This is a genomic window from Shewanella sp. A32, from assembly GCF_029167175.1.
GTDB lineage: Bacteria > Pseudomonadota > Gammaproteobacteria > Enterobacterales > Shewanellaceae > Shewanella > Shewanella yunxiaonensis.
This window is the reverse complement of the sequence record NZ_JARFTS010000001.1, coordinates 265,104-288,399: the sequence shown is the minus strand read 5'-3', so window position 1 is coordinate 288,399 and position 23,296 is coordinate 265,104. Positions and strand designations below refer to the sequence as shown.

Here is a 23,296-nt window from a genome sequence, read left to right as displayed (position 1 = left end):
TGGGTTGAGGAAAGCCAAATCGCCAAGGATTTATTTGCTTTATATGGCGGATATTCCATCATTGTCGTTGACAAAAAGGCGAAAAACGGGCATCCTCCTCGGCCTTTAAAAGTCTTAATTCCCAGTTTTTAGGAGTTGCACCTTGGCTAACAGCAAGACTGCAAAGAAACGCGCGCTTCAGTCTGAAAAGCGTCGTCAACACAATGCAAGCCGTCGCTCTATGATGCGTACTTATGTTAAGAAAGTTATCGCCGCTATCCGCGCCGGTGACCACAAAGCTGCTGTTGAAGCATTTGCTACAGCACAGCCTATCCTGGATCGTATGGCTACCAAAGGCCTGATCCACAAGAATAAGGCTGCTCGTCATAAGGCTCGTCTGAACACCCGCATTAAAGCGTTGGCTGCCTAATAAGCACTTATGAAAAAAACCGGCGAAAGCCGGTTTTTTATTGCCCTAATTTTTTGAGAATTTATCGCTTAAGAGAACAACTTGAGAGGATAGCGTTCGGAGAAAGGCAAAATCACATCAGTAGATAAAACGAGCTAACAACTACAACGTTTTGGCTGGCCATGTCCACTACTATTCTTCCGCAGCAGTCACATACTGCGCTGCGGATAACTTATCCAGGCTACCAGCCAAAAATTGCTAATACGTCTCTAAAAGTGCACGCAACCGTTTAATGGCAATAAAGATTGTCAATTAAACGGATCATCTCTTTGACTTCGTCACTCTTCAGAGAGTAATAAACCGTTTGTGCTTCCTTTCGAGTGGCTACCAGATTATCTTTACGCAGCCAGGCTAGATGTTGAGACAATGCGGACTGGCTTAAGCCGAGTTTCTTATTCATGTCTCCGACACACATCTCCCCTTCATTCAAGAGATAGCACAGAATAAATAATCGTCTCTCATTAGCAAGTGCCTTCAGCAATACGACCGCATGGTCTGCTCGCTGTTGCATTAATTCTATATTCATAACGAGCCCACTCTCCTTTAATAAATTCCGACCCTAATATAGCCGTGGCTAACGCAGTTAGTCGGGACGCAAAGCACATTTTTTGTTAGATTGTTTTTAAAAATGGGACACACGTTATAAAAAAGAAGGAAATTGATGAAAAAGCCTACCCTGCTATTATGCGCTGTAACGCTGCTATGCAATTTATCACTCCTAAAAGTTTCAGCAACTGAGTATACAAATCAAGAAGTTGTCAGCAATTTACAGCACAATGCCCTGAAATCAGATTTGGCATACAAAATTGCCGAATCCCTTACTGTCGAAGTCGGTCCCAGACTTGCTGGCAGCCATGAAAATGCCCTGGCAGTGGATTGGGCCGAAGCCAAGCTGAAATCACTCGGGTTTGATAAAGTTTACCGCGAACCAGTCACGGTTCCAGTATGGCAACGCGGAGAAGCCAGTGCCGCTGTAATAGCGCCATATCCGCAAAAACTGATAATCACCGCATTAGGCGGAAGTGTTGCCACGCCAACACAAGGGTTGCAGGCAACAGTAATCCGTTTCAACGATTTGCAGTCCCTTATTGCCGCCGAGCCTTCCTTAGTCGCGGGAAAAATAGTGTTCATCGACCAAAAGACTGAACGCCATAAAAATGGTAGCGGCTATGGTAAAAGCGTTGGCGGCCGAGCTAACGGCGCAGTTGAGGCCGCCCGCAAAGGCGCAGTGGCAGTGCTCATCCGTTCAATCGGTACCGACCATGATCGTATGGCACATACAGGGCTGATGCATTATCAGGATGGTGTGCCCAAAATCCCTGCGGCGGCATTAACGAACCCAGATGCGACCCAACTGGACGCCATGTTAACTCGCGGTCATGAAGTGACCTTAGCTCTGAAGATGACGCCAAAAGATCTTGGCACCACTACCACTTACAACGTTATTGGTGAAGTTACCGGCAGCAGCAAGCCAAAAGAGATTGTATTACTGGGTGCACATCTGGACTCATGGGATGAGGGCACTGGCGCGATAGATGATGCTGCTGGCGTTGCTATTGTCACGGCAGCGGCAAAGTTAATAGGCGATCAGCCAAAACGTCCGGCCAGGACTGTGCGGGTGGTGCTCTTTGCTGCCGAAGAGATTGGGTTGATCGGTGGTAAAGCTTATGCGGCGCAACATCAAGCAGAAATGAATGACCATTACATTGCCGCCGAATCCGATTTCGGCGCGGGACGAATTTATCGCGCAGACGTTAAGGTAAATAGTGCAGCGTTGTCTGCGGTACAGCAACAGTTATCAGTATTGGCGGCACAAGGTGTCACTAATGGTGATAACCAGGCTCGAGGAGGCTCAGAAGTATCATTGTTACCTGCCTACGGGGTTCCGGTTGCCTCACTGCGCCAGGATGGTGAAGACTACTTTGATTATCACCATACGCCCAATGATACGTTAGATAAGATTGAACCGGCGGCGTTAGCACAAAACGTTGCGGTCTATGCGTCATTTGCCTATCAGATGGCACAATCAATACTGCCGTTAAGACCATTAACCAGCGGTTCTAAGTAATAATCAGTGGGGAAGTTGTAACCGTTGCGGCTTCCCTGTGAATACCCTGTAACACACATGTTCAAAAACAGCGCAACATTCTCCCGAACACCATTTCATTTGTGACACTCATCACCATTTATGTAGTAAACTCTCTACTTAGGTCTCATTTTTCAGTTTTTTAAACTGGAAATGAGCGAGAGAAAACATAATTTCTGCGATAATTCACTTTAGTTACGAAAGTTTCAAAATTAACCCAATGATCCCCTTATTCGAAAAACCCAGCGTTTTTGCCAGTTTCATTTATCGCCACGCCCGCATTATCCACACGCTGAAAATTGCGTTAGCTCTGTCTATCGTTGCCCTGGGAAACTGGATCAAACCAGTGCCGCACTTCATTTGGGCCATGGTAACCATTGTGATCATTATGATGGGTCTGCCACAGGTCGGTGGTGCCATCGAAAAATCCTTACAACGTGCCATTGGGACCTTGATAGGCTCGGCCTATGGGGTGTTTCTGGTGGTCGCGATCGACAGTTACTGGAACCTGATGGGGTTACTGATCCTTGGTGTGTGTGTGGTGGTTTTGCTCAACGCCGGGCGATACAGCTACGCCTATCTGGTGACCGGTTTTACCATGATCATTGTGATTGGCGACGCCAATCACGATACCTCTGAAGCATTGTGGCGCAGTGCCAACATCCTTATCGGATGCGTTATCGCGGTGCTGGTTTCGCTGTTTGTGCTGCCGATTAAAGCCAAGCAGGACTGGCGCGCCCAGTTAGGTAAATCATTCTCCCTGATGGCGAGCGTGCTGGACAACCATGTCAAGGCCAGCTCTGATTCTGAATTACCGGCCGAACGCAGCAAACTGGAAAATGCCATGAAAGCGGTACTCGCCCAGAAGAAGCTGCTGTTCTCCTTAGAGTGGGAAAGTCAGACGCTGAAAAAACACCCTCAAATCCTCACGGAATTGGCAAACGAACAAGTACGGGTAATTACCTTACTGGAACTGCTGCTGATGACTCATTGGAGCGAGGAAGAGAATGAAGCATACAGCCGTATCAAACAGATTGCCGTTCATCTGCAGCAAGACTTTGCCGCACTGGCAGACTACGTAAATAGCAAAACCAATGAGCGCCCGAAACTACCGGCAGGACTTGAACAACAACTACAACAACAGCTGTTGTCAGCCCAACATGGCACTATTGCTACCGATAGTACGCAGGCAGACTATCAACACTTTGCATATAGCGGCTATAGCTGGCTTATCTATCAGCTGGCGTTGGCATTATTGGCGATTGATAACGAGCTGGATAAACTGGAACAAGCTTATGCTAATCAGAAGCTACTGTTAGCGAACATCATCGGTGAATAAGCACAGTTAAGCCGTTAATGGGTAACGGCTTAATGGCTAGTTGAAATCATCAGTCCCAAATCAGTTCGCGGAAGTGTTTACGGCACACAGATTCATAACTTTCATTGCCACCAATCGCAACCTGCACCCCTTCTCTTACCGGATGACCTTCACTATCACGGCGCACCACCATATTGGCTTTGCGCCCACAGAAACAGATAGTTTTAAGCTCTACCAGTTTGTCGGCCCATGCGAGCAAATACTGACTGCCACTGAAAAGTTCTCCCTGAAAGTCAGTACGCAGGCCATAACACAGCACGGGAATATCGAGCTTATCGACGACATAAGCTAACTGCTTAACCTGTTCTTTGCTTAAAAATTGGGACTCATCCACCAGCACACAATGAATAAACGTTTGCTGGTGCTCAGACTCAATAATTTTCACCAGGTCGTCATCACCATGAAATATCAGTGCATCACTTTCCAGACCAATACGAGATGCCACCTTGCCGGTACCGAAGCGATTATCAATCGCCGGGGTCATCACCAAGGTGTTCATACCACGCTCACGATAGTTATATGAGGATTGCAGTAAAGACGTGGATTTCCCGGCATTCATCGCCGAATAGTAAAAGTAAAGCTGAGCCAAAACCGCTGCTCCCTGAGTATTGGATGAGGCTCATATTACCCTGTTTACACCCAAAAATCAGCGCCCAGCACTGTGTCTGAGCGCATATGCCACGGGATAAAGTTAATCAAATTGTTACAATTTCAGTCCGAGGTAACGCCTTCAAAACCGAGTGTTTCAGTTTGGATTAAGTCGTGATTGTTAGCGTGCAGCGTTCATCTGCTAACGACAATGGAACCGTATAATATGCACAAAACTCTTTTAGCATTGGCACTGGGACAAGCCTTGTTACTGACCGGCTGTGTCGGTCATGACAATAAATCGCAGGTTGCAGTAGTCACTGACGCAGTGCAGCAGAATCCCTTCTTTAGTCCCAGCGTATTGCAGTATCAAGCCCCAGATTTCAGCCAGATCCACACGCAGCACTTTCAGCCCGCGTTGGAAGCTGGGATTGCCGCGCATGACAGAGAAGTCCAGACGATTGCCAATCAGGAAGCACTACCTACCTTTGACAACACCATTGTGGCACTGGAAAAATCAGGTGCACTCCTGGGTCGCGTTTCTGCTGTTTTTTACAATCTGAGCGGTTCCAACAGTACCCCAGAAATCCGTCGTATTCAGAGCGAAATGGCGCCCAAAATGGCGGCACACACCGACAATATCAACCTTAATCCTACACTATTCGCCCGTATTGATACGCTCTATCAACAAAGGCAACAGTTGGGGCTGAATGCCGAGCAGATAAGGCTCATTGAAGACTATCACCAGCGCTTTGTCTTGGCCGGCGCACAGTTGAGCGAAGCACAGAAACTGCAAATTCGAGTCCTCAATGAAGAACAGTCCAAGCTTACCAACGAATTCCAGCAGCGACTGCTAAGACTTACCAAAGCTAGCGCCGTGGTGATAGATGATGTGGCGCAACTTGATGGTTTGTCTGATTCCGCCATCCGCAATGCCGCCAAAGATGCCAAAGACGCAGGCTATGAAGGTAAATACCTGCTGAATATCACTAATACCACGCGACAACCGGTGTTAGCACAACTGCATAACCGCGAACTGCGTCAGAAAATCTGGCAGGCATCGGCGAACCGAGGGCTCAGCGGCGCAGATGAAACGGTATCACTGGTTGCCCGTTTGGCCCAACTGCGCGCCGAAAAAGCGCAATTGCTCGGATTTGATAATTGGGCCAGCTATCGTTTGGCACCACAAATGGCGAAAACGCCACAAGCAGTATTTGAGATGTTTGGCTCGATGGTGCCAGCGGTGGTAGCAAATACGCAGCAAGAAGCTAACGCCATTCAGGCGATGATCACCAAGACCGGCGGCAACTTCACCCTGCAGCCGTGGGATTGGGCTTATTACGCTGAAAAAGTGCGACAACAGCAATACGACTTGGATGAGAACAGCCTGAAACCCTATTTTGAATTCAATCGGGTACTGCAGGACGGCGTATTCTACACCCTTAATCAACTTTACGGCGTGACGTTTAAACCAAGACCCGATCTGCCGGTATATCATCCAGATGTAAAAGCCTGGGAAGTGTTTGATGCTGATGGCACTAGCTTGGCGATATTCTACGGTGACTATTTTGCCCGAGAAGGCAAACGTGGCGGGGCCTGGATGAGTTCTTTTGTCCGGCAAAGCACGCTACTGGGGCAAAAACCAGTGGTGGTCAATGTCATGAATATCCAGAAAGCACCTGATGGCGAACCAACGTTTGTCAGTTATGACCAGGTCACCACTATGTTCCATGAACTTGGTCATGGCACCCACGGCATGTTTTCTAATGTCACCTACCCTAGCCTCTCTGGTACCGCTGTTTCAAGAGACTTTGTCGAGTTTCCATCCACCTTTGAAGAAGATTGGGCCGGTCATCCGCAGGTGTTAGCCAACTATGCCAAGCACTATCAGACTGGTGAGCCGCTGCCGAAAGATATGCTGGACAAACTATTGCGCTCCCGTAGCTTCAACATGGGCTTTGATACGCTTGAGTATATGTCCGCTGCGTTACTGGATCTGGAATGGCATAGCCTGAGTGCAGATGCGCCCCTGCAAAATGTTGAACAGTTTGAAGCTAAAGCATTGGCAAAACATGGGGTGAATTTAGCAGCAGTACCACCACGTTATCGTTCCAGCTATTTTGCGCATTCATTCCCAGGCGGCTACAGCGCCAGTTATTACGCCTATATGTGGAGTGAGATCCTCGCGGCAGATGCCTTTGCTTATGTGCAGACACAAGGGGGACTCAATCGTGATATCGGCATGAAGTTCCGTAAGGCAATTCGTGAAGTTGGCAACAGCGTGCCACCAATGGAAGCTTATGAGAATTTCCGCGGGCAACAACCCACCACCGATGGACTGTTGAAACGCCGGGGATTGATGTAATCAATGGTTAGCATTGAGCAGTTATCGTGATAAAAAACGCAGCAGTCGCTGCGTTTTTTTATGCGGTATGACTAGTTATCGGATTTTAAGCGGAACCAGAACAACCCAATAAAAAATAACACTAAACAAGATAACAAGCCCAATGCGACCGACTCGGTATAGCCCATCACCAGATAGCCTCCCAGCGAGATAACGGCGACTAATAATGCATAAGGCAATTGCGTCATAACATGGTCAATATGGTGGCAGCTCGCGCCGGTAGAAGACAAAATAGTCGTGTCTGAAATTGGTGAGCAATGATCGCCAAATACCGAACCTGACAATACGGCTGCCATCATTGGCAACATCATCCCCTGATGCGTTCCCATCGCCATATCTGCCGCGATGGGCAACATAATGCCAAAGGTGCCCCAACTGGTGCCAGTAGCAAAAGCCGTAAACCCAGCCAGCACAAACAATACCGCTGGCAGCAGCGCAAACGGAATATTACCGCCCGCCAGACTCGCCATAAATTTACCGGTTTCCAACTGACCAATAATGCCGGAAATTGTCCATGCGAACAGCAGAATATAGATCGCTGGCAGCATCGACTTAGCCCCCACATATATGCCCAGAGCGATTTCTTTAAATGACAGTTTCTGTCGCACCGCTAATACCAAGGTGGTGAACAAACCAAGCAAGGCACCAAAAAACAATGACGAACTCACGTCGGTTTTTTCAAAGGCACCAATCACCGAAAAAGGTTTGCCTTCGCTTGAGAGCACATCAGCACCGCTGGCAATCATAAAATACAGCGTAGCAACAACCAGTACCGAAATTGGAATAAACAAACCGCCCACTTTACCGGTTTCGGCTTCTGCCAGTTCCGCGGTGGCGCCAGGAGGCACGCCTTTGGCTTCATCATAGAGTTGGCCCTTGCGCGCACTGAGTTCATGGCGTCGCATCGGACCAACATCCAACTCAAACATCGCCACAAACAACAACAGCAACAATGCAAATAAAGGATAGAAATTCATCGGGATCATCTCGACAAAAGCGGTTAGATGTCCCATCGAAGTCACACCATGCGTCGTCAGAATGCCACCAATCAACGCGATGATATAAGCCCCCCAACTGGATACCGGGGAGATCACACATACCGGTGCTGCTGTCGAATCCAGCAAATAGGCCAATTTAGCCCGGGAAATATAATAACGGTCAGTCAGCGGTTTGCAGATACTGCCAACCACCAGACTATTGAAGTAATCATCAATAAACACCACACATCCGAGAAACATCGTGAGTAACTTAGCGTCGCGGCGTTTGCGAATGTGCTGTTTAGCCCAGTTTGCGAAAGCACGGGCAGAACCACTGACGGTGATCAGCGCCGTGATCATTCCCAGCACAATCAGAAAACCTAAGATATACAGGTTCCAGCTATTCGGTGCACCATTGCTCCAGAATAAGCCAGACACCTTGTCACTGAGATAAATAGCAGAGTCAGTCACTGACCATTGATTCAGTAAAAGCGTACCAATAAGAATACCAACGCCAAGCGATAACAACACCTTACGCGTCATGATCGCCAGGATGATTGCCACCACTGGGGGCAAAAGAGAAAGTGCCGAATCGGCATAACTGAGTACTGTCATTTTTAATATATTCTTGTGTGACCGGCGGGAGGCACAAAAAGGTAGGTCACAGACATTACTGTGTTGAATACCTGGCCGATCATAGATGATCGACGTCTTTTCAGTAGCGCTCCACGGCAGTTAATTCGACTATTGCTAGCCTACCATGGCAGTGCTGCCCCTATTCGGGAACAGCCCCAACAGCGGAATTGATCGTTCCAGCTGTTTCGGCACCGGATCCTTTCGCGGCACATTAAACGGTATCACCCAGCTTGCCGTTACTTATATCAGGTGCGCCTCTACTTCTCAGATCGCCAGCAGGCGTGAGGCAGATAATAAAAAAGGCAGCAAGGGTGCTGCCCGTTGCTGCCTATCCTGACGCAGATATTGAATTAAATCAACTCTGCCAATCTTGGCAACGCCTCAAACAAGTCAGCCTCCAGACCATAATCCGCAACCTGGAAAATTGGCGCTTGTGGATCCTTGTTGATGGCGACAATAACTTTCGAGTCCTTCATACCCGCCAAGTGCTGAATAGCCCCGGAAATTCCAACCGCAATATACAGTTCAGGAGCGACAATCTTACCGGTTTGTCCGACCTGTAGATCATTGCTGATATAACCCGCGTCCACGGCAGCACGAGAAGCCCCCACTGCACCACCGAGTTTATCGGCAAGCGTTTCTAACATAGCAAAATTTTCGGCACTTCCCAGCGCACGACCACCGGAGATGACGACTCTGGCATTACCAAGTTCTGGTCGTTCGGATACCGCCATGGTATGGGATAACTCATGGCACACAGATGCCACCACCTGATCGATTACCACTACATCGGCATTTGCGTCGCTGGTTATGGCATCAAAAGCACTGACGCGAACAGTCGCAACCTTCACCGCATCTAGGCTTTTCACGGTTTCCAACGCATTACCTGCATATATCGGGCGCACGAAAGTATCAGCATCAACAACTTTAATGATTTCGGACACCATCGCGACATCCAGCAATGCTGCGACTCGAGGTAACAGATCTTTGCCTGCCGAAGAGGCCGCCGCCAACACATGGCTATGCCCAACGGCAATATTGGCGACCAGCTTGGCCAGATTATCCGCAAACTGTGCTTGATAAACCGCATTATCTGCGACTAATACCCGCTTAACACCGTGCAATTTGGCCGCCGTATCGACGACCGTCGCGCAATCACTGCCGGCAACCAATACTTCAATTTCATCAGCCAGATTTATGGCGGCAGCCACCACCTTGGCAGTCTCAGCTTTCAGGCTGACATTATCATGTTCGGCAATTACTAATACGGTCATCTCAGATCACCTTTGCTTCATGTTTCAGCTTATCTACCAGTTCCTCGACAGAGGACACCATCACCCCAGCTTTGCGTTCAGCAGGCGGAGTCACTGACAGTATCTGCTGGTGTTGTTTTAGTGTTACGCCCAGTTCAGCGGCAGTAACGGTGTCCAATGGTTTCCGTTTGGCTTTCATAATATTTGGCAGCGATGCATAGCGTGGCTCATTGAGACGCAAATCGGCGGTCACTATGGCGGGCAGCGGTAATGTCAATGTTTGTACGCCACCATCAATTTCACGGTTCACGGTCAGTTGTCCACCATCGACATGGAGTTCTGAAGCAAAGGTGGCCTGCGGCACATCCAGTAAAGCCGCCAGCATCTGACCAGTCTGATTGTTATCACCATCAATGGACTGCTTGCCCAGCAAAATAAGGTCTGCCTGTTCCCGTAACTGTACTGCCTGGAGCACTTTAGCGACGGATAAAGGTGATAACACTTCATCAGTTTCAACCAAAATAGCGCGGTCAGCCCCCAAAGCCATTGCGGTACGTAATTGTTCTTGAGCCACTTTGGGACCGATACTCACAACCAACACTTCGTCGGCTTTTCCGGCTTCTTTAAGACGGACCGCTTCTTCTACGGCAATTTCACAAAAAGGATTGAGCGCCATTTTAACATTGGCGGTGTCTACCGCTGTATGCTCGGCATTGACTCGAATGTTAACGTTGGCATCTACCACACGTTTTACGGGTACCATTACTTTCATAGGAACGTCCTTCGCTGCACTCGTAACAAATGTTTTGATAATACCGGAGTTCCCGTCAGGGTGCCTCCTGTTTGCAGCAACTCTATGCTACGTTTACGTTCACGTCAATATAATTTAAACAGGTGTTTTATTTTCAATTTATTGAAGGTAATTTCTAATCGCTGAAAAATACGTGCTGAATTTAAGTCTAAAAAATATGGGAATTAAAAAAAATCGCCAATTAACAGAATTTCATTTGATCCATTTAAGTAATGTTTCTATTATTCGCAATGGTGTCTTTTTAAATCCCAAGTTTTATAAGAAGTGGAATCAAAATAAATATGAGCGAATTTCTTGAAATATTGACTCACGCACGTCGTTTTAAGGCAGCGGTTAAAGATCTTAGCGTTGAAGAACTACGTGATCTTGCCAGTAAACTGGAAAAAATCGTAACTGAACGCGAAGAAGAAGCTGCTGAAGAAGCCAAAGCTCAGGCAGATCGTCTGGCTAAAATTGAAGAAATCCGTCAGCAGATGGAATCCGTTGGTCTTTCTGTTGAAGATTTAGGTGTTGTAACTGCAGTTAAACCGACTAAAAAACGTGCACCGCGTCCGGCAAAGTATAAAATTGAAGTTGCTGGCGAAACTATTACTTGGACCGGTCAAGGCCGTATGCCAACTGTCTTTAAAACTGAAGTTGAAAAAGGTCGCTCAATGGATGATTTTCTCATCGACTAACAGCGCCAAGTATTTAAAAGCCCCGCTAATCGGGGTTTTTTTATATCTAATGCCCGTACTTTAATAAAACATTATATATTTATAATACTTACAATTAGTCATTGTTTTTTACATCGTTTGCGCAATAACAGTACTGCTGTCATATTCACTTAAAAAGGTCATTCCATTGATGAACTGCAGATGTTCACTGTGACGCTTTGCGCCCTAGCCTATATGGCCTCTCAGGCTAAACCCCGCCAACTCAATGACAACTCAGCGGATAACCGCGTTAAGCTATCTGCCCTGTTGCGGTAGTCAGCCAGTGCACTGCATGATGCCATCCGGCTAATAGAAAATAATAAATTTATCAAAATCGTTGCAGGAAATGACATCCCGATAAATGGCTATGAAATTAATCTATCCGGTTATCGAATTTACCCAAAATTTATTGACCACTATGCAGAATAGGCGCTTGTACAAACGCAAAAGCTAAACACATTTTCGCCGCCGATATATAAAATAAAACCTATCGAAGGTAATGCAGCTAATTGGCACTAATCACACAGAAAAGGAATGGATTTCTCAGATATATCCCGATAAAAGAGCATAAAGAATGGCTTTACTGCCGTACAAAGTGCTTACTTAGATGGAATATTTCAGGGTGCAGCAGAGTCTTTATCACTGGTAGATAAAACGTAAATGAGGTGGTATATAAATCCCGAACTAAGCAATTTATGGCCTTTAATAAAGGTAAATCGGCTCAGGATTATCCGACGGCTTTAATGGGCGTTATCGCCCTTATCTGCCAGGCGGTTAGTGTTGCCCGTTGGTATAATGACCGCGTTACCAAAGCCAAGGATTATTCAGAAGACATTCCAGCCGCAGCAGTTAATATCGCACTTAAACAGTTAAATAATATAAGAGCATAAGCGGTAATATTTAATGGTGGCATTCTTAACAATAAATTAAGAGCAGCGCAGTTATTAAGCGACAAAACCCGGCTATGCAGCTATTAGGATCGGTGCAGGAATTTGCACGCATCAACGCACTGGCAAGCTATCGACCACAACGGGGATTGCCGTTAAATTTTCCTGCAGCGCCAGAGGTCAGAGATGAGTCCTCGGCTGCCAATGTATCCTTATCGCAACTGCACCACCGGGAACGAGCGCTCCGAAAAGTCCAGCGCTGGTCGCAGCCTCAGCGAGCCGATGAACCGATTGGTCAGGCATTCAAGGTGGCAGAACTACGGAAAGAAGTCGGTATTCCCTTTGTTATTGATCTTAGCGATGACGGGGACAGCCGTAACCTGCCCTCAGCCGCACAGGCTGTCTCAAGGGGTTTTAACACCGGAAGCAGCCCTAAAAGCCATAACCGACGATGCGAGTTAGTTGGTGCCACCGGGCATGACGCCATGACTGAGGGCTATGATGTCAGTCTGGTAGTCAGCGATGGCTGATGTTCTCGACCCAATGCCCCGTAAAATTGAAGTAATATATATAGATGGGCATCAGATTGATCTGAATTATCGTTATCGTCAGCTTTATCAAATGTATCTCAAGCGATAGAATTGACATAAGCGTTCTGCTTTGTCGCAGGGCGTAATCCGCCCCTCTATTCATAAGGTCCGACCATGAAACAACTGGTTATTATTCCACTCGCTGCAATTATTTGCGCCTGTGGCAGCGACTACAGTTTTAACTCCAATCTCGATCGCAAGGCATTTAAAGAATATTTTAAGCCTTCTGAAGTGCAGCTGTTTGATCATACTCAGCCAACAGTGCCTTATGACACGCTGGGCATGGTAGAGGGTAATGCTTGCCAGATGGAAGAAAATGGCGCGCCCGTCAGTTTAGCAGATGCCCGCACGGATGCTCGCCGTAAGGCCGCTGATATCAAGGCCAACGGCCTGATTATCAAAAGTTGCACGGAGCTAAAAGAACCCGGCAAAGGCTGCTATAGCAGTGCCATTTGTGTAGGACAAGCTATCCGTCTGCACCAGAAGAACTGATCTTTCCTTTATGCAATTTGAAAACCGAATTGAAGCCGTTGCTGTATGCCGAACGCCTTATAAACAGAAGTTCGGCATCCCCAGACAGCCTGGACTGGTGGATTTTGTCCGCGGCTATGTCGAGCTCATTCCCCCATACAACCACATTGATGCAGTAAGAGGACTGGAACAGTATTCCCATCTCTGGCTGTTGTTTTGTTTCCACGAAAATCTGGCTCAAGGCTGGAAAACCACGGTGCGCCCGCCAAGGCTGGGTGGCAATGAAAAACTCGGGGTATTTGCCACTCGCTCGACCTTCCGCCCCAATGGTATCGGTCAGTCGGTAGTGAAACTGCACGCAGTCCATCAGCAAAAAGGCAAAGTGGTATTGGAGATTTCGGGTATGGATCTGCTGGACGGCACACCGGTTATCGATATCAAACCCTACATTCCATTTTCCGATGCTATTCCTGATGCACTTGGTGGTATTGCCCAGCAAGCCCCGGAACAGGTAGATGTCGGTTTTACCGATGCCGCAGAGGCACAGATTGCTAAGATCAGCGCACAGTATCCCGGCCTTAAGCAACTGATAATCGCGGTGCTGGCGCAGGATCCGCGCCCCGCCTACAAAAAGGCGAAAGATGACCCTAAACGTTATCAGGTGGCGTTATACGATCTGGATATCTTCTGGTACGCCACCCCATCAGGTATTGAAGTGGTGGAGCTGCAACCGGCCCCCTCACAACGACAAGAGCAGCAACGCGATGCCGACGCCTAGTGCTGAAGCGTTACAAGAGCAGCACAAAAAGCGGCTGTCGTGGATGCCCTGGCTTTGGTATCGCTTAAAACCTAAACACCTGCTGTGGGCAACCCCCTGGCAACAACAAGTCCAGCAACAACTCTCGCAACTGGAAACCATCACTATTGGCGACAACTGTTTTATCGCGCCTGAGGCGGCGCTGTTTGCTGAACCCGGCCGCGCGATCACCATCGGCAGACAATGCATGATTGCCGCCAACTGCTTTCTTCATGGTCCCATCACCCTAGGCGATGAAATCAGTATCAACCACAATTGCTCACTGGACGGCGGCAGCAAAGGCATTGTCATCGGTAACCAGACGCGCATTGCCAATAATGTCACCATCTATGCGTTCAATCACGGCATGGCACCGGATATGCCGGTGTATCGTCAAAGCAGCCAATCCCGCGGGATTGTGATCGGCTGTGACGTATGGATTGGTGCGCAGGTGGGGATTGTCGATGGCGTGACGATTGGAGATGGTGCCGTTATCGGCATGGGTGCCATTGTGACTAAGGACGTGCCAGCATGGGCAATTGTTGCGGGTAATCCGGCCGTTATCATTGGTGATCGGCGGGAAAAGCCGCTCTCAGGCAGTAATATCGATTTGCCATCGGACTGACCAGCATAAAATTGTGGATTTCCCCGCAGTGGTAGCGTGACATCATCAAAGCAGGTGATAAAATGTCGCCCATTCAATTTCATGGGGTCCTGGGTAAATGCGAATCAGCCAATACCTGCTATCAACTCAAAAGGAAACTCCTGCCAACGCAGAAGTGGTTAGTCATCAACTTATGCTGCGCGCCGGGATGATCCGTCGCAATGCTTCTGGTCTATACAGCTGGTTGCCATCCGGTTTGCGTGTTCTACGTAAAGTAGAAGCCATCGTGCGCGAAGAGATGGAAAAAGCTGGCGCCATCGAAATCCTGATGCCAATGGTACAGCCAGGCGATCTGTGGGTAGAAAGTGGTCGTTGGGACAAGTTTGGTCCGGAACTGCTGCGCTTTGTTGATCGCAATAACCGCGATTTCGTATTGGGGCCAACTCACGAAGAAGTGATCACTGACCTGATCCGCAAAGAGATCAGCTCATACAAACAGTTACCGCTGACCCTGTTCCAGATCCAGACCAAATTCCGCGATGAAGTGCGCCCACGTTTCGGCGTGATGCGTGCGCGTGAGTTCCTGATGAAAGATGCCTACTCTTTCCATCTGGATCAGCAGACCATGGATGATACCTATCACGCCATGTACACCGCTTATTGCAACATCATGTCACGTATGGGACTGGAATTTCGCCCGGTACTGGCTGATACCGGTTCTATCGGTGGCAGCATGTCCCATGAGTTCCATGTGCTGGCCCAGAGTGGTGAAGACTTGATCGCCTACGCCACTGGCAGCGATTACGCCGCCAATATTGAGAAAGCTGAGTCCCCAATGCCAACCACCACTCGCGCGGCAGCCACTGCGGTCATGCAATTGGTAGATACCCCCGATGCCAAAACCATTGACGAACTGGTCAGTCAGTTTGGTCTTGCCATCGAAAAAACCGCTAAAACACTGATTGTTCGCGGCGACAGCGAAGACACGCCATTGGTTGCAGTGATGGTACGTGGCGATCACGAGCTGAACGAAGTCAAAGCCAGCAAGCTGCCAGGCGTGCTGGCACCGCTGGAATTTGCCACTGAAGCAGAAATTCGCGCCGCCATTGGTGCCGGTCCGGGTTCGCTAGGCCCAGTTGGCCTGAAAATGCCGCTGTATATTGACCATGCGGTTGCGGTGATGAGTGATTTTGGCGCAGGCGCGAATGTCGATGGTAAGCACTATTTCAACATCAACTGGGAACGCGATGTCGCACTGCCACAGGCATTTGATATCCGTAATGTGGTTGAAGGTGAAGCCACTCCAGACGGTAAGGGCATTTATGCCTTCGCCCGTGGTATTGAAGTGGGCCATATCTTCCAGTTAGGTACTCGTTATTCACAAGCGATGAATGCGAGCGTGCTGGATGAAAACGGCAAGGCGCAAATCATGCTAATGGGTTGTTATGGTGTCGGCGTCAGTCGTATCGTGGCCGCTGCAATTGAACAGAATCATGATGATCGCGGCATTATCTGGCCAGATGCGATTGCGCCGTTCAAAGTAGGCATTCTGCCAATGAATATGCACAAGTCTCATCGCGTTACCGATATTGCGGAACAGCTTTATAAAGATCTGCAAGCCGCGGGTATCGAAGTGCTGTTTGATGATCGTAAAGAACGTCCTGGTGTGATGTTTGCTGATATGGAACTGCTGGGGATCCCTCACGCCATTGTGATTGGTGACCGTAACATTGATGCCAGGGTGTTTGAATACAAGAACCGCCGTACCGGGGAAAAACAAGAAATCCCGATGGCAGAGATTGTCGACTTCATCAAAAACGCCACCGTTTAACTTGAATTGAGTACCTTGTCTGACAGGGTACTCGGTCAAAAACAGTCGGCCGGTTACGCCCATAAAAAAACGCAGCAACGCTGCGTTTTTTATGGGTAACTTCAAATCAAGCTTGGGTATTAACCCCACCGCCCTGAGACACCATTACCATGGCTGGGCGCAACAGACGCTCATTCAGCATGTAACCTTTCTGCATTACCAACATCACACTGTTAGCAGGATACTCGGAACTTGGCTGCATACCGATGGCCTGATGCTGCTCGGGGTTAAATGGCTGTCCTAACGGATCAACCTGCTTCACACCAAATTTTTCCACGGCAGCCAACAGGGTTTTCTGGGTTAGCTCCACCCCTTCAAACATCGCCTTCATGGTCTCATCGGCTTTATCAGCGCCCACCAAGGCACGTTCCATGTTGTCGATGACTGGCAGTAATTCGTTAACGAACTTCTCCAGAGCAAACTTATGGGCCTTTTCCACATCCAATGCCGCACGACGACGGATATTGTCCACTTCGGCAGCGGCACGTACCACTGAGTCTTGCTGCTCGAGGACTTTTGCCTGAACTTCAGCTAACGCCTTTTCCAGCTCTTCAATACGGAAATTGGCCTGGGTCAGTTCATCTATGGCACTGGCACCTGCAGTTTGTTCCGTGCTATTGCTCTGTGCAGCGGCAACGTTTTCCACCTGCTCCTGCTCTGCGTTATGTGACTCTTTGCTCATTTTCACTCCAGCTAAAAATGCCTTAAATGCTTTGTTTCTGCATGCTCTGCGCATATTATGGGGATCAATTGCGCCGTTTCAACCCTTGGGTTCTAAAAAGTATGACCGCAGAATTTCACACAATCGGCTTGATTGGTAAACCACACCATCAGGGCACTACTCAAACATTAAAGCGTTTGATGCACTGGTTGCAGGCTCGGCACCATCAAGTGTTGGTAGAAGAGCGGGTTGCCACGGAGTTAGGCCAAGGAGTTGAAGCCGTCGACCTACTGGAAATCGGCGAACGTTGTGATTTAGCCATTGTCGTTGGTGGTGATGGCAACATGCTTGGAGCTGCGCGGGTGCTGGCGAAATATGATATTGGCGTCATCGGTGTCAATCGCGGTCATCTGGGATTTCTCACTGACTTACCACCTGATGCTTTTGAGGAATCACTGTCAAAGGTCCTCAAAGGCGAATATGAAACTGAGCACCGGTTTCTGTTGGAAGCGGAAGTTCACCGTCATGGCGAACTGAAAGCGTCTAACACCGCAGTGAACGAGGCGGTACTGCATCCTGGCAAAATTGCCCATATGATTGAATATGAGGTGTATATTGACGATCAGTTCATGTACAGCCAACGCGCAGATGGCATGATTGTCTCTACCCCCACGGGGTCAACCGCTTATGCACTCTCTGCTGGCGGTGCCATTCTGACCCCTAATCTTGAGGCACTGATCTTGGTGCCAATGTTCCCACATACCCTCTCCTGCCGACCGATTGTGGTCGATGCCAAAAGTACCATCAAGCTAGTGGTTTCTCCTGATAATGGCGAAACACTGGAGGTGGGTTGTGATGGCCACGTAACGCTGGCGGTCATGCCGGGTGATGAAATCATCATTCGTCGCAATACCAGCGAACAATTGAAGCTAATCCATCCGAAAGGTTACAACTATTTTCACGTGCTTCGACACAAATTAGGTTGGGGCAGCAAGCTATTTTAACGAAGGTTTTCTAACAGAAAATCTGACGATTGATAACACTTTTGATACTTTCTTTCATAATTTGATTTTGAGAGAAATTATAGTGCTACACCAACTTTACCTGACCAACCCGCCTGAATCACTTTTTAACCACCTGTTTTTTAAGCTACATTTGTATTTGCTTATATTTTGTACATGTTTAGCCATTTCTAATGTGATCTACTTCACATTAGAAATTGCTAAACAAATCCTAAGTTTTAATCAATGGTGAAAAAATCAGATCAACAACTTTCAAAAACAGATGAAATAATGCCTATAAATAGAAATGCCACATAATCAATCAAAACTTCATTCCCTTACAGAATTATCTGTTAAAAAAACTTGTGATATTAATCACAATTAATACAATGTCTTTCCTGCGCAACCTCTCATAGCCGCAAAATGACGGCCTTCAGCCTTCTCATGATGATCTAGATCATGTTTAAGCTGAGCAAATTGACAAAGATTATCCACATATAAAAAAACTGGCCGAGATCCGTTGGGGGCTTGGACCGGAATAATGACAACTACAAGCAACATGAAAATAAGAGGCAAACATGACCTTTCTGCAACTCCTCGCAAGTCTGAGTCCAGTCATCAGCGTAATGCTGTTCCTGGTGTTATTACGTATGCCCGCATCCAAGGCGATGCCGATCTCTATGGTGATTACCGGTCTGGCTGCAGTGTTTATCTGGCACATGGATACTCATCTGCTGACTGCATCAGTCGTTGAAGGCCTGTTGGCAGCGATCACACCGCTGACCATCATCTTTGGTGCGGTATTTCTGCTGAACACCTTGAAATACTCTGGCGCCATGGACACCATCAGGGCTGGTTTCACTAATATCAGTGCTGATGCGCGGGTACAGGTGATCATCATCTGCTGGTTGTTCGGTTCTTTCATTGAGGGTTCTGCCGGCTTTGGGACACCTGCCGCTATTGCTGCACCACTGCTGGTATTATTGGGTATCCCGCCAGTGGCCGCTGCCGTTGTGGCATTGATTGCTGACTCCGTCTGCGTGTCCTTTGGGGCTATCGGTCTGCCAGTACTGTTCGGTATGGAACAAGGATTGATGCAAGGTGGTACTAGCATGGCTGCTAGCCAGATTGCCCAACACGGCGGTCATTACACTGGCTACGCTCAGTTCATTGCCAATCATATGATCACCATGGACCTGATTTGCGGTTCAATCATCCCCTTGATTATGGTGTCCATTCTTACCGGCTTCTTCGGCCGTAAGAAGTCCTTTAAAGAAGGCTTGGCAATCTGGAAATTTGCCCTGTTTGCAGGTTTCGCATTTACCGTACCTGCCTGGTTAATCAACTACTTCGCCGGCCCAGAATTCCCATCCGTTATCGGTGCGTTGGTGGGCATGGCATTGGTGATCCCAGTTGCCCGTAAAGGCTGGTTACTGCCGAAACAACCATGGCATGACTTTGCAGAAAATGAAGAAGGTGCGACAGTGGCACATGCTGAAGCCCACTTCAGCCAACTTGCTGCCTGGACTCCTTACTTGATTATGGCGGCATTGTTGGTGTTATCACGTACAGTTGCACCGCTGAAAGCCTGGTTAGCCAGCTTTAACATCAGCATCACCGGCATCATGGGCACCAGTCTGAAAGCCAGTTTTGCTACGCTGTATGCTCCGGGTGCCTTCTTCGTTGCCGTTTGTATCTTGGGCTTTTTCCTGTTCCGCATGAACAGTGAGGCCATCAAGAACTCAGTCACCGTTTCTTGTAAATCCATGATCCCAACCATCATCTCTCTGGGTGCATCAGTACCGATGGTGAAAATCTTCCTGAACTCTGGTGCCAACGAAGCTGGCCTGTCTTCTATGCCAGTTGCGCTGGCTAACCTGCTGGGTAGCAGTCTTGGTTCTGTCTGGGAATGGATAGCACCAATCGTGGGGATCTTCGGGGCCTTCCTGTCAGGCAGTGCCACCTTCTCTAACATGATGTTCTCTGGTTTACAGTACAGTGTTGCTGAAAATATCAACGGCAATCACACTCTTATCCTTGCGTTACAGGGTATGGGCGCAAACGCTGGTAACATGATGTGTGTTATGAACGTGGTTGCTGCTGCGACTGTAGTAGGGATGGCTGGCCGCGAATCAGAAATTATTCGTAAAACTATGCCGGTAGCGCTGGGCTATGCGCTGCTGGCTGGGACCATCGCCTTTGTATGGGGCGGTTACTAAACGTAACTTATAACAGACTGGAAGCAGGGGCCGATGTAGCCCCTGCCAACTTATGTGGCTAATGTTCAAAAGAGATGTCTTATGTCAATCAATTATCAAGCTGTAACTGAAAGTCTGCGCCAGTTGCTGGGGGAACGCGCCGTTAGCAATGATCCGGTACGACGTTTTGCCTGGTCGACTGACGCCAGTTATTTCCGCATTGTGCCGGAAGTGGTTGTTCATGCTGAAACGCTGGATGATGTGAAGAAGACCTTAGAAGTGGCACGAAAGCATAAAGCGCCGGTCACTTTCCGTGCAGCCGGTACCAGCCTTTCTGGTCAAGCGATTGGCGAAGGCATCTTGTTGATGTTGGGTTTTGATGGCTTCCGCACGATTGATATCAGTGCTGACTCCAACAAAGTAACACTGGGCGCGGCGGTCATCGGCTCCGATGCGAACGCGGCACTGAAGCCCTTGAATAAAAAAATCGGTCCAGACCCGGCAACACTGGCCTCTGCAATGGTTGGCGGTATTGTCTCCAACAACGCCTCAGGCATGTGCTGTGGTACTGCCCAGAACAGCTATCAGACCATCGCTTCAGTGAAACTGGTTTTGGCCGATGGCACTGAATTAGATACGGGCTCCGAAGCTTCAAAAGAAGCCTTCCGCCAATCTCATGGCGAATTACTGGAATCGTTGAAGAATCTTGGCGAGATGGCGCGTGCTAACGAAACGCTGGCTGCTCGCATCCGTAAAAAATATGCCATCAAAAACACCACAGGTTACAGCCTGAACTCGTTGGTGGATTTTGAAGACCCATTTGACATCATCAATCACGTATTGGTGGGTGCCGAAGGAACTCTGGCCTTCGTAAACGAAGTGACGTACCACACGGTAGACGAAGCTAAATTTAAAGCCTCAGCGCTGGCAGTATTCTTCAATATGGAAGACGCTTCCCGCGCAATCCCCCCCATTCAGGGTGAAAGTGTCGCCGCGGGCGAACTGCTGGACTGGGCCTCAATTAAAGCGGTTACCGGCAAACCGGGGATGCCTGACTGGTTGAGTGAACTGCCTGAAGGCGCAGCGATTCTGTTGATTGAATCCCGTGCCAATGACCAGGAAACCCTGGAAAAATACACTCAGGATGTTATTCAAAAGCTGTCACACATTGAGACTGAACGCCCAATTACCTTCAGTACCGATCCGGCAGTCTATGGCAAATACTGGGCAATGCGTTCCGGCTTGTTCCCTATCATCGGTGGTGCGCGTCCAAAAGGCACTTCAGTCATCATCGAAGACATCGCGGTAGAAGTCGAACATCTGGCCAGTTGTGCGCATGACCTGACCGCACTGTTCCACAAGTTTGGATATCATGAAGGAGTTATTTACGGTCACGCATTGGCCGGTAACTTCCACTTCATCATCACCCCGACATTCCATTCTGAAGAAGATATCACTCGCTTCCATGACTTCATGGATGCCGTCGCTGACATGGTGATCAATAAATACGACGGCTCAATGAAAGCAGAACACGGTACTGGCCGTGCGGTAGCCCCCTTTGTAGAGCTGGAATGGGGTCATGAAGCTTATACGCTGATGAAGAGCATCAAGCAGATCTTCGATCCACAAGGCCTGCTGAACCCTGGTGTTATCCTCAATGATGACAAACAGGTACACGTCAAAAACATTAAGCCATGCCCAGTGGTTGATGATTTTGTAGACCGTTGTATTGAATGTGGTTTCTGTGAAAAGACCTGTCCAACTTCAGCGTTAAACCTGACACCACGTCAACGTATCGCCACCCTGCGTGAAATTGCCCGTCTTGAAGAGATTGGCGACAAAGCCGCTGCAGAGCAAATGCGTGCCGCTGCCAAATATGATGTGGTAGATACTTGTGCCGCCTGTCAGTTGTGTACTATCGCTTGTCCAGTAGATAACAGCATGGGACAACTGGTACGTAAACTGCGTACGCCATACATCACCACTACACAGCAGAAAGTGCTGGATTTCCAGGCAAAACACTGGGGCGCAGTGAACACAGCCTTGAGCAGTGGCTTCAATATTCTCAACATCATTCATAAAGTGACTGGCGACAGCATCACTAACGGCATGATGAAAGCTGGTCGGGCGATTTCTGCTGAAGTGCCATACTGGAACCCTGACTTTCCGAAAGGCGGCAATCTGCCTCAGCCATCGACACCAAAACCAGGCCAGCCTACTGTGGTTTACTTCGCAGCCTGTGGTGGCCGTACCTTTGGTCCGACACCAGTAGACCCAGATGATCGCACCTTACCGGATGTCGTTGTCACCCTGCTGGAGCGTGCCGGTTACAACATCATCACCCCACCAAAGACTCGTAGCCTGTGCTGTGGTCAGATGTGGGAATCCAAAGGTGATTTCAAAAATGCTAACGGTAAACGTGATGAGCTGATTGAAGTGCTGCGCCAGATCTCCAACAACGGTGAAATCCCGATTGTGATTGATGCGCTGTCATGTACCTACCGCACGCTGACTGGCAACCCAGACTTCAAGATCCTGGATCTGGTGGACTTCCTCCATGATGAAGTGATGCCGAAGCTGAAGCTGACTAAAAAAGCTAATGTGGCGCTGCATCTGGGCTGTTCTGCCCGAAAGATGCACATCGAACCTAAGATGGAAGCGATTACTGCGGCCTGTGCTGAACATATTGTCAGACCAGCGGGCATTGATTGCTGTGGTTATGCAGGTGAGAAAGGTCTGTATAAGCCGGAAATCAATGAAACCGCGCTGCGTAACATTAAGAAGTTGCTGCCAGCGGAAGTGCACGAAGGTTACTATGCCAACCGCATGTGCGAGGTGGGCTTAAGTCACCATAGTGGTGTGCCATATCGCCATCTGGCATATCTGCTGGAAGAATGTAGTCGCGGATAATTGATAACCAAGGGGAGTGATTACTCCCCTTT

Annotated in this window: 20 protein-coding genes and 1 riboswitch; of the genes, 14 read left to right on the top strand and 6 right to left on the bottom strand. The window is 48.5% G+C overall.

All coding sequences use genetic code 11. The features are described 5' to 3' along the window. Positions 1-142 precede the first annotated feature (142 nt). Positions 143-409 carry a 30S ribosomal protein S20 gene (gene rpsT / locus PY479_RS01240; RefSeq protein WP_212595789.1) on the top strand — a complete coding sequence of 89 codons (267 nt, stop codon included), beginning with the start codon at positions 143-145 and terminating at the stop codon, positions 407-409. A gap of 268 nt (positions 410-677) precedes the next feature. Here the strand turns inward: rpsT and PY479_RS01235 are convergent, their stop codons facing one another. Continuing rightward, positions 678-974 (bottom strand): metalloregulator ArsR/SmtB family transcription factor, encoded by a 297-nt coding sequence (locus PY479_RS01235; protein ID WP_212595788.1) that lies wholly within the window; start codon positions 972-974, stop codon positions 678-680. A gap of 135 nt (positions 975-1,109) precedes the next feature. On the opposite strand from PY479_RS01235, the gene PY479_RS01230 reads away from it, so the two are divergent. Together PY479_RS01230 and PY479_RS01225 are read left to right on the top strand one after the other, a co-directional pair. Further along, positions 1,110-2,516 carry a M20/M25/M40 family metallo-hydrolase gene (locus PY479_RS01230; RefSeq protein ID WP_212595787.1) on the top strand — a complete coding sequence of 469 codons (1,407 nt, stop codon included), beginning with the start codon at positions 1,110-1,112 and terminating at the stop codon, positions 2,514-2,516. A gap of 238 nt (positions 2,517-2,754) precedes the next feature. Further along, a complete protein-coding gene (locus PY479_RS01225; RefSeq protein ID WP_212595786.1) occupies positions 2,755-3,873 on the top strand; it encodes an FUSC family protein in 1,119 nt (372 codons plus the stop codon). 49 nt (positions 3,874-3,922) lie between these two features. On the opposite strand, the gene PY479_RS01220 is transcribed toward PY479_RS01225, so the two are convergent. Continuing rightward, the gene (locus PY479_RS01220; RefSeq protein ID WP_212595785.1) at positions 3,923-4,501 is read right to left on the bottom strand and encodes a thymidine kinase; all 579 of its coding nucleotides are present in this window, start codon (positions 4,499-4,501) and stop codon (positions 3,923-3,925) included. 225 nt (positions 4,502-4,726) lie between these two features. Here PY479_RS01220 and PY479_RS01215 point away from each other — a divergent pair, with 225 nt between their 5' ends. Then, positions 4,727-6,865 carry a M3 family metallopeptidase gene (locus tag PY479_RS01215; protein ID WP_275482597.1) on the top strand — a complete coding sequence of 713 codons (2,139 nt, stop codon included), beginning with the start codon at positions 4,727-4,729 and terminating at the stop codon, positions 6,863-6,865. Positions 6,866-6,936: 71 nt separating this feature from the next. Here PY479_RS01215 and PY479_RS01210 read toward each other — a convergent pair whose 3' ends face one another. The 3 genes from PY479_RS01210 to PY479_RS01200 all read right to left on the bottom strand — a co-directional run bounded on the left by PY479_RS01210 (position 6,937) and on the right by PY479_RS01200 (position 10,542). Then, the gene (locus PY479_RS01210) at positions 6,937-8,496 is read right to left on the bottom strand and encodes a Na+/H+ antiporter NhaC family protein (protein WP_275482596.1); all 1,560 of its coding nucleotides are present in this window, start codon (positions 8,494-8,496) and stop codon (positions 6,937-6,939) included. A gap of 96 nt (positions 8,497-8,592) precedes the next feature. After that, positions 8,593-8,785, bottom strand: a riboswitch (Lysine riboswitch). 82 nt (positions 8,786-8,867) lie between these two features. Continuing rightward, on the bottom strand, positions 8,868-9,791 hold the full coding sequence (locus PY479_RS01205; RefSeq protein WP_275482595.1) for an FAD-binding protein: 924 nt from the start codon (positions 9,789-9,791) through the stop codon (positions 8,868-8,870). Position 9,792: 1 nt separating this feature from the next. Beyond that, on the bottom strand, positions 9,793-10,542 hold the full coding sequence (locus PY479_RS01200; protein ID WP_212595781.1) for an electron transfer flavoprotein subunit beta/FixA family protein: 750 nt from the start codon (positions 10,540-10,542) through the stop codon (positions 9,793-9,795). A gap of 320 nt (positions 10,543-10,862) precedes the next feature. Here PY479_RS01200 and PY479_RS01195 point away from each other — a divergent pair, with 320 nt between their 5' ends. The 7 genes from PY479_RS01195 to PY479_RS01165 all read left to right on the top strand — a co-directional run bounded on the left by PY479_RS01195 (position 10,863) and on the right by PY479_RS01165 (position 16,455). After that, complete coding sequence (locus PY479_RS01195) at positions 10,863-11,258, top strand: H-NS family nucleoid-associated regulatory protein (protein ID WP_212595780.1); 396 nt, start codon at positions 10,863-10,865, stop codon at positions 11,256-11,258. A 713-nt stretch (positions 11,259-11,971) separates the two neighbouring features. Then, positions 11,972-12,166 (top strand): hypothetical protein, encoded by a 195-nt coding sequence (locus tag PY479_RS01190; RefSeq protein WP_275482594.1) that lies wholly within the window; start codon positions 11,972-11,974, stop codon positions 12,164-12,166. 74 nt (positions 12,167-12,240) lie between these two features. Further along, positions 12,241-12,693, top strand: a complete 453-nt coding sequence (locus PY479_RS01185; RefSeq protein WP_275482593.1) for a hypothetical protein — start codon at positions 12,241-12,243, stop codon at positions 12,691-12,693. Positions 12,694-12,867: 174 nt separating this feature from the next. Then, positions 12,868-13,245 (top strand): Rcs stress response system protein RcsF, encoded by a 378-nt coding sequence (rcsF, locus tag PY479_RS01180; RefSeq protein WP_212595777.1) that lies wholly within the window; start codon positions 12,868-12,870, stop codon positions 13,243-13,245. A 10-nt stretch (positions 13,246-13,255) separates the two neighbouring features. Continuing rightward, the gene (tsaA, locus tag PY479_RS01175; protein WP_275482592.1) at positions 13,256-14,002 is read left to right on the top strand and encodes a tRNA (N6-threonylcarbamoyladenosine(37)-N6)-methyltransferase TrmO; all 747 of its coding nucleotides are present in this window, start codon (positions 13,256-13,258) and stop codon (positions 14,000-14,002) included. Beyond that, positions 13,989-14,645 (top strand): acyltransferase, encoded by a 657-nt coding sequence (locus PY479_RS01170; protein WP_275482591.1) that lies wholly within the window; start codon positions 13,989-13,991, stop codon positions 14,643-14,645. Before tsaA ends, PY479_RS01170 begins: the two co-directional genes overlap by 14 nt. Positions 14,646-14,742: 97 nt before the next feature. Beyond that, on the top strand, positions 14,743-16,455 hold the full coding sequence (locus PY479_RS01165) for a proline--tRNA ligase (protein WP_275482590.1): 1,713 nt from the start codon (positions 14,743-14,745) through the stop codon (positions 16,453-16,455). Positions 16,456-16,561: 106 nt separating this feature from the next. Here the strand turns inward: PY479_RS01165 and grpE are convergent, their stop codons facing one another. Then, the gene (grpE, locus tag PY479_RS01160; protein WP_212595773.1) at positions 16,562-17,176 is read right to left on the bottom strand and encodes a nucleotide exchange factor GrpE; all 615 of its coding nucleotides are present in this window, start codon (positions 17,174-17,176) and stop codon (positions 16,562-16,564) included. Positions 17,177-17,277: 101 nt separating this feature from the next. On the opposite strand from grpE, the gene nadK reads away from it, so the two are divergent. The 3 genes from nadK (at position 17,278) to PY479_RS01145 (ending at position 23,264) form a co-directional block, all read left to right on the top strand. Then, entirely contained in the window at positions 17,278-18,159 is an 882-nt protein-coding gene (nadK, locus tag PY479_RS01155; RefSeq protein ID WP_212595772.1) for an NAD(+) kinase, read from the top strand. Between the two features lie 575 nt (positions 18,160-18,734). Further along, on the top strand, positions 18,735-20,375 hold the full coding sequence (locus PY479_RS01150; protein WP_212595771.1) for an L-lactate permease: 1,641 nt from the start codon (positions 18,735-18,737) through the stop codon (positions 20,373-20,375). Positions 20,376-20,456: 81 nt separating this feature from the next. Beyond that, positions 20,457-23,264: an FAD-binding and (Fe-S)-binding domain-containing protein gene (locus PY479_RS01145; protein WP_212595770.1), complete on the top strand. Its 2,808-nt coding sequence runs from the start codon at positions 20,457-20,459 to the stop codon at positions 23,262-23,264. Positions 23,265-23,296 lie beyond the last annotated feature (32 nt).

Bases quoted from the DNA above. Each gene is read 5' to 3' on its own strand.
- PY479_RS01235 (WP_212595788.1), bottom strand. From the start codon at position 974: ATGAATATAGAATTAATGCAACAGCGAGCAGACCATGCGGTCGTATTG.
- PY479_RS01230 (WP_212595787.1), top strand. From the start codon at position 1,110: ATGAAAAAGCCTACCCTGCTATTATGCGCTGTAACGCTGCTATGCAAT.
- PY479_RS01225 (WP_212595786.1), top strand. From the start codon at position 2,755: ATGATCCCCTTATTCGAAAAACCCAGCGTTTTTGCCAGTTTCATTTAT.
- PY479_RS01215 (WP_275482597.1), top strand. From the start codon at position 4,727: ATGCACAAAACTCTTTTAGCATTGGCACTGGGACAAGCCTTGTTACTG.
- PY479_RS01210 (WP_275482596.1), bottom strand. From the start codon at position 8,496: ATGACAGTACTCAGTTATGCCGATTCGGCACTTTCTCTTTTGCCCCCA.
- PY479_RS01205 (WP_275482595.1), bottom strand. From the start codon at position 9,791: ATGACCGTATTAGTAATTGCCGAACATGATAATGTCAGCCTGAAAGCT.
- PY479_RS01200 (WP_212595781.1), bottom strand. From the start codon at position 10,542: ATGAAAGTAATGGTACCCGTAAAACGTGTGGTAGATGCCAACGTTAAC.
- PY479_RS01195 (WP_212595780.1), top strand. From the start codon at position 10,863: ATGAGCGAATTTCTTGAAATATTGACTCACGCACGTCGTTTTAAGGCA.
- PY479_RS01190 (WP_275482594.1), top strand. From the start codon at position 11,972: ATGGCCTTTAATAAAGGTAAATCGGCTCAGGATTATCCGACGGCTTTA.
- PY479_RS01185 (WP_275482593.1), top strand. From the start codon at position 12,241: ATGCAGCTATTAGGATCGGTGCAGGAATTTGCACGCATCAACGCACTG.
- rcsF (WP_212595777.1), top strand. From the start codon at position 12,868: ATGAAACAACTGGTTATTATTCCACTCGCTGCAATTATTTGCGCCTGT.
- tsaA (WP_275482592.1), top strand. From the start codon at position 13,256: ATGCAATTTGAAAACCGAATTGAAGCCGTTGCTGTATGCCGAACGCCT.
- PY479_RS01170 (WP_275482591.1), top strand. From the start codon at position 13,989: ATGCCGACGCCTAGTGCTGAAGCGTTACAAGAGCAGCACAAAAAGCGG.
- PY479_RS01165 (WP_275482590.1), top strand. From the start codon at position 14,743: ATGCGAATCAGCCAATACCTGCTATCAACTCAAAAGGAAACTCCTGCC.
- grpE (WP_212595773.1), bottom strand. From the start codon at position 17,176: ATGAGCAAAGAGTCACATAACGCAGAGCAGGAGCAGGTGGAAAACGTT.
- nadK (WP_212595772.1), top strand. From the start codon at position 17,278: ATGACCGCAGAATTTCACACAATCGGCTTGATTGGTAAACCACACCAT.
- PY479_RS01150 (WP_212595771.1), top strand. From the start codon at position 18,735: ATGACCTTTCTGCAACTCCTCGCAAGTCTGAGTCCAGTCATCAGCGTA.
- PY479_RS01145 (WP_212595770.1), top strand. From the start codon at position 20,457: ATGTCAATCAATTATCAAGCTGTAACTGAAAGTCTGCGCCAGTTGCTG.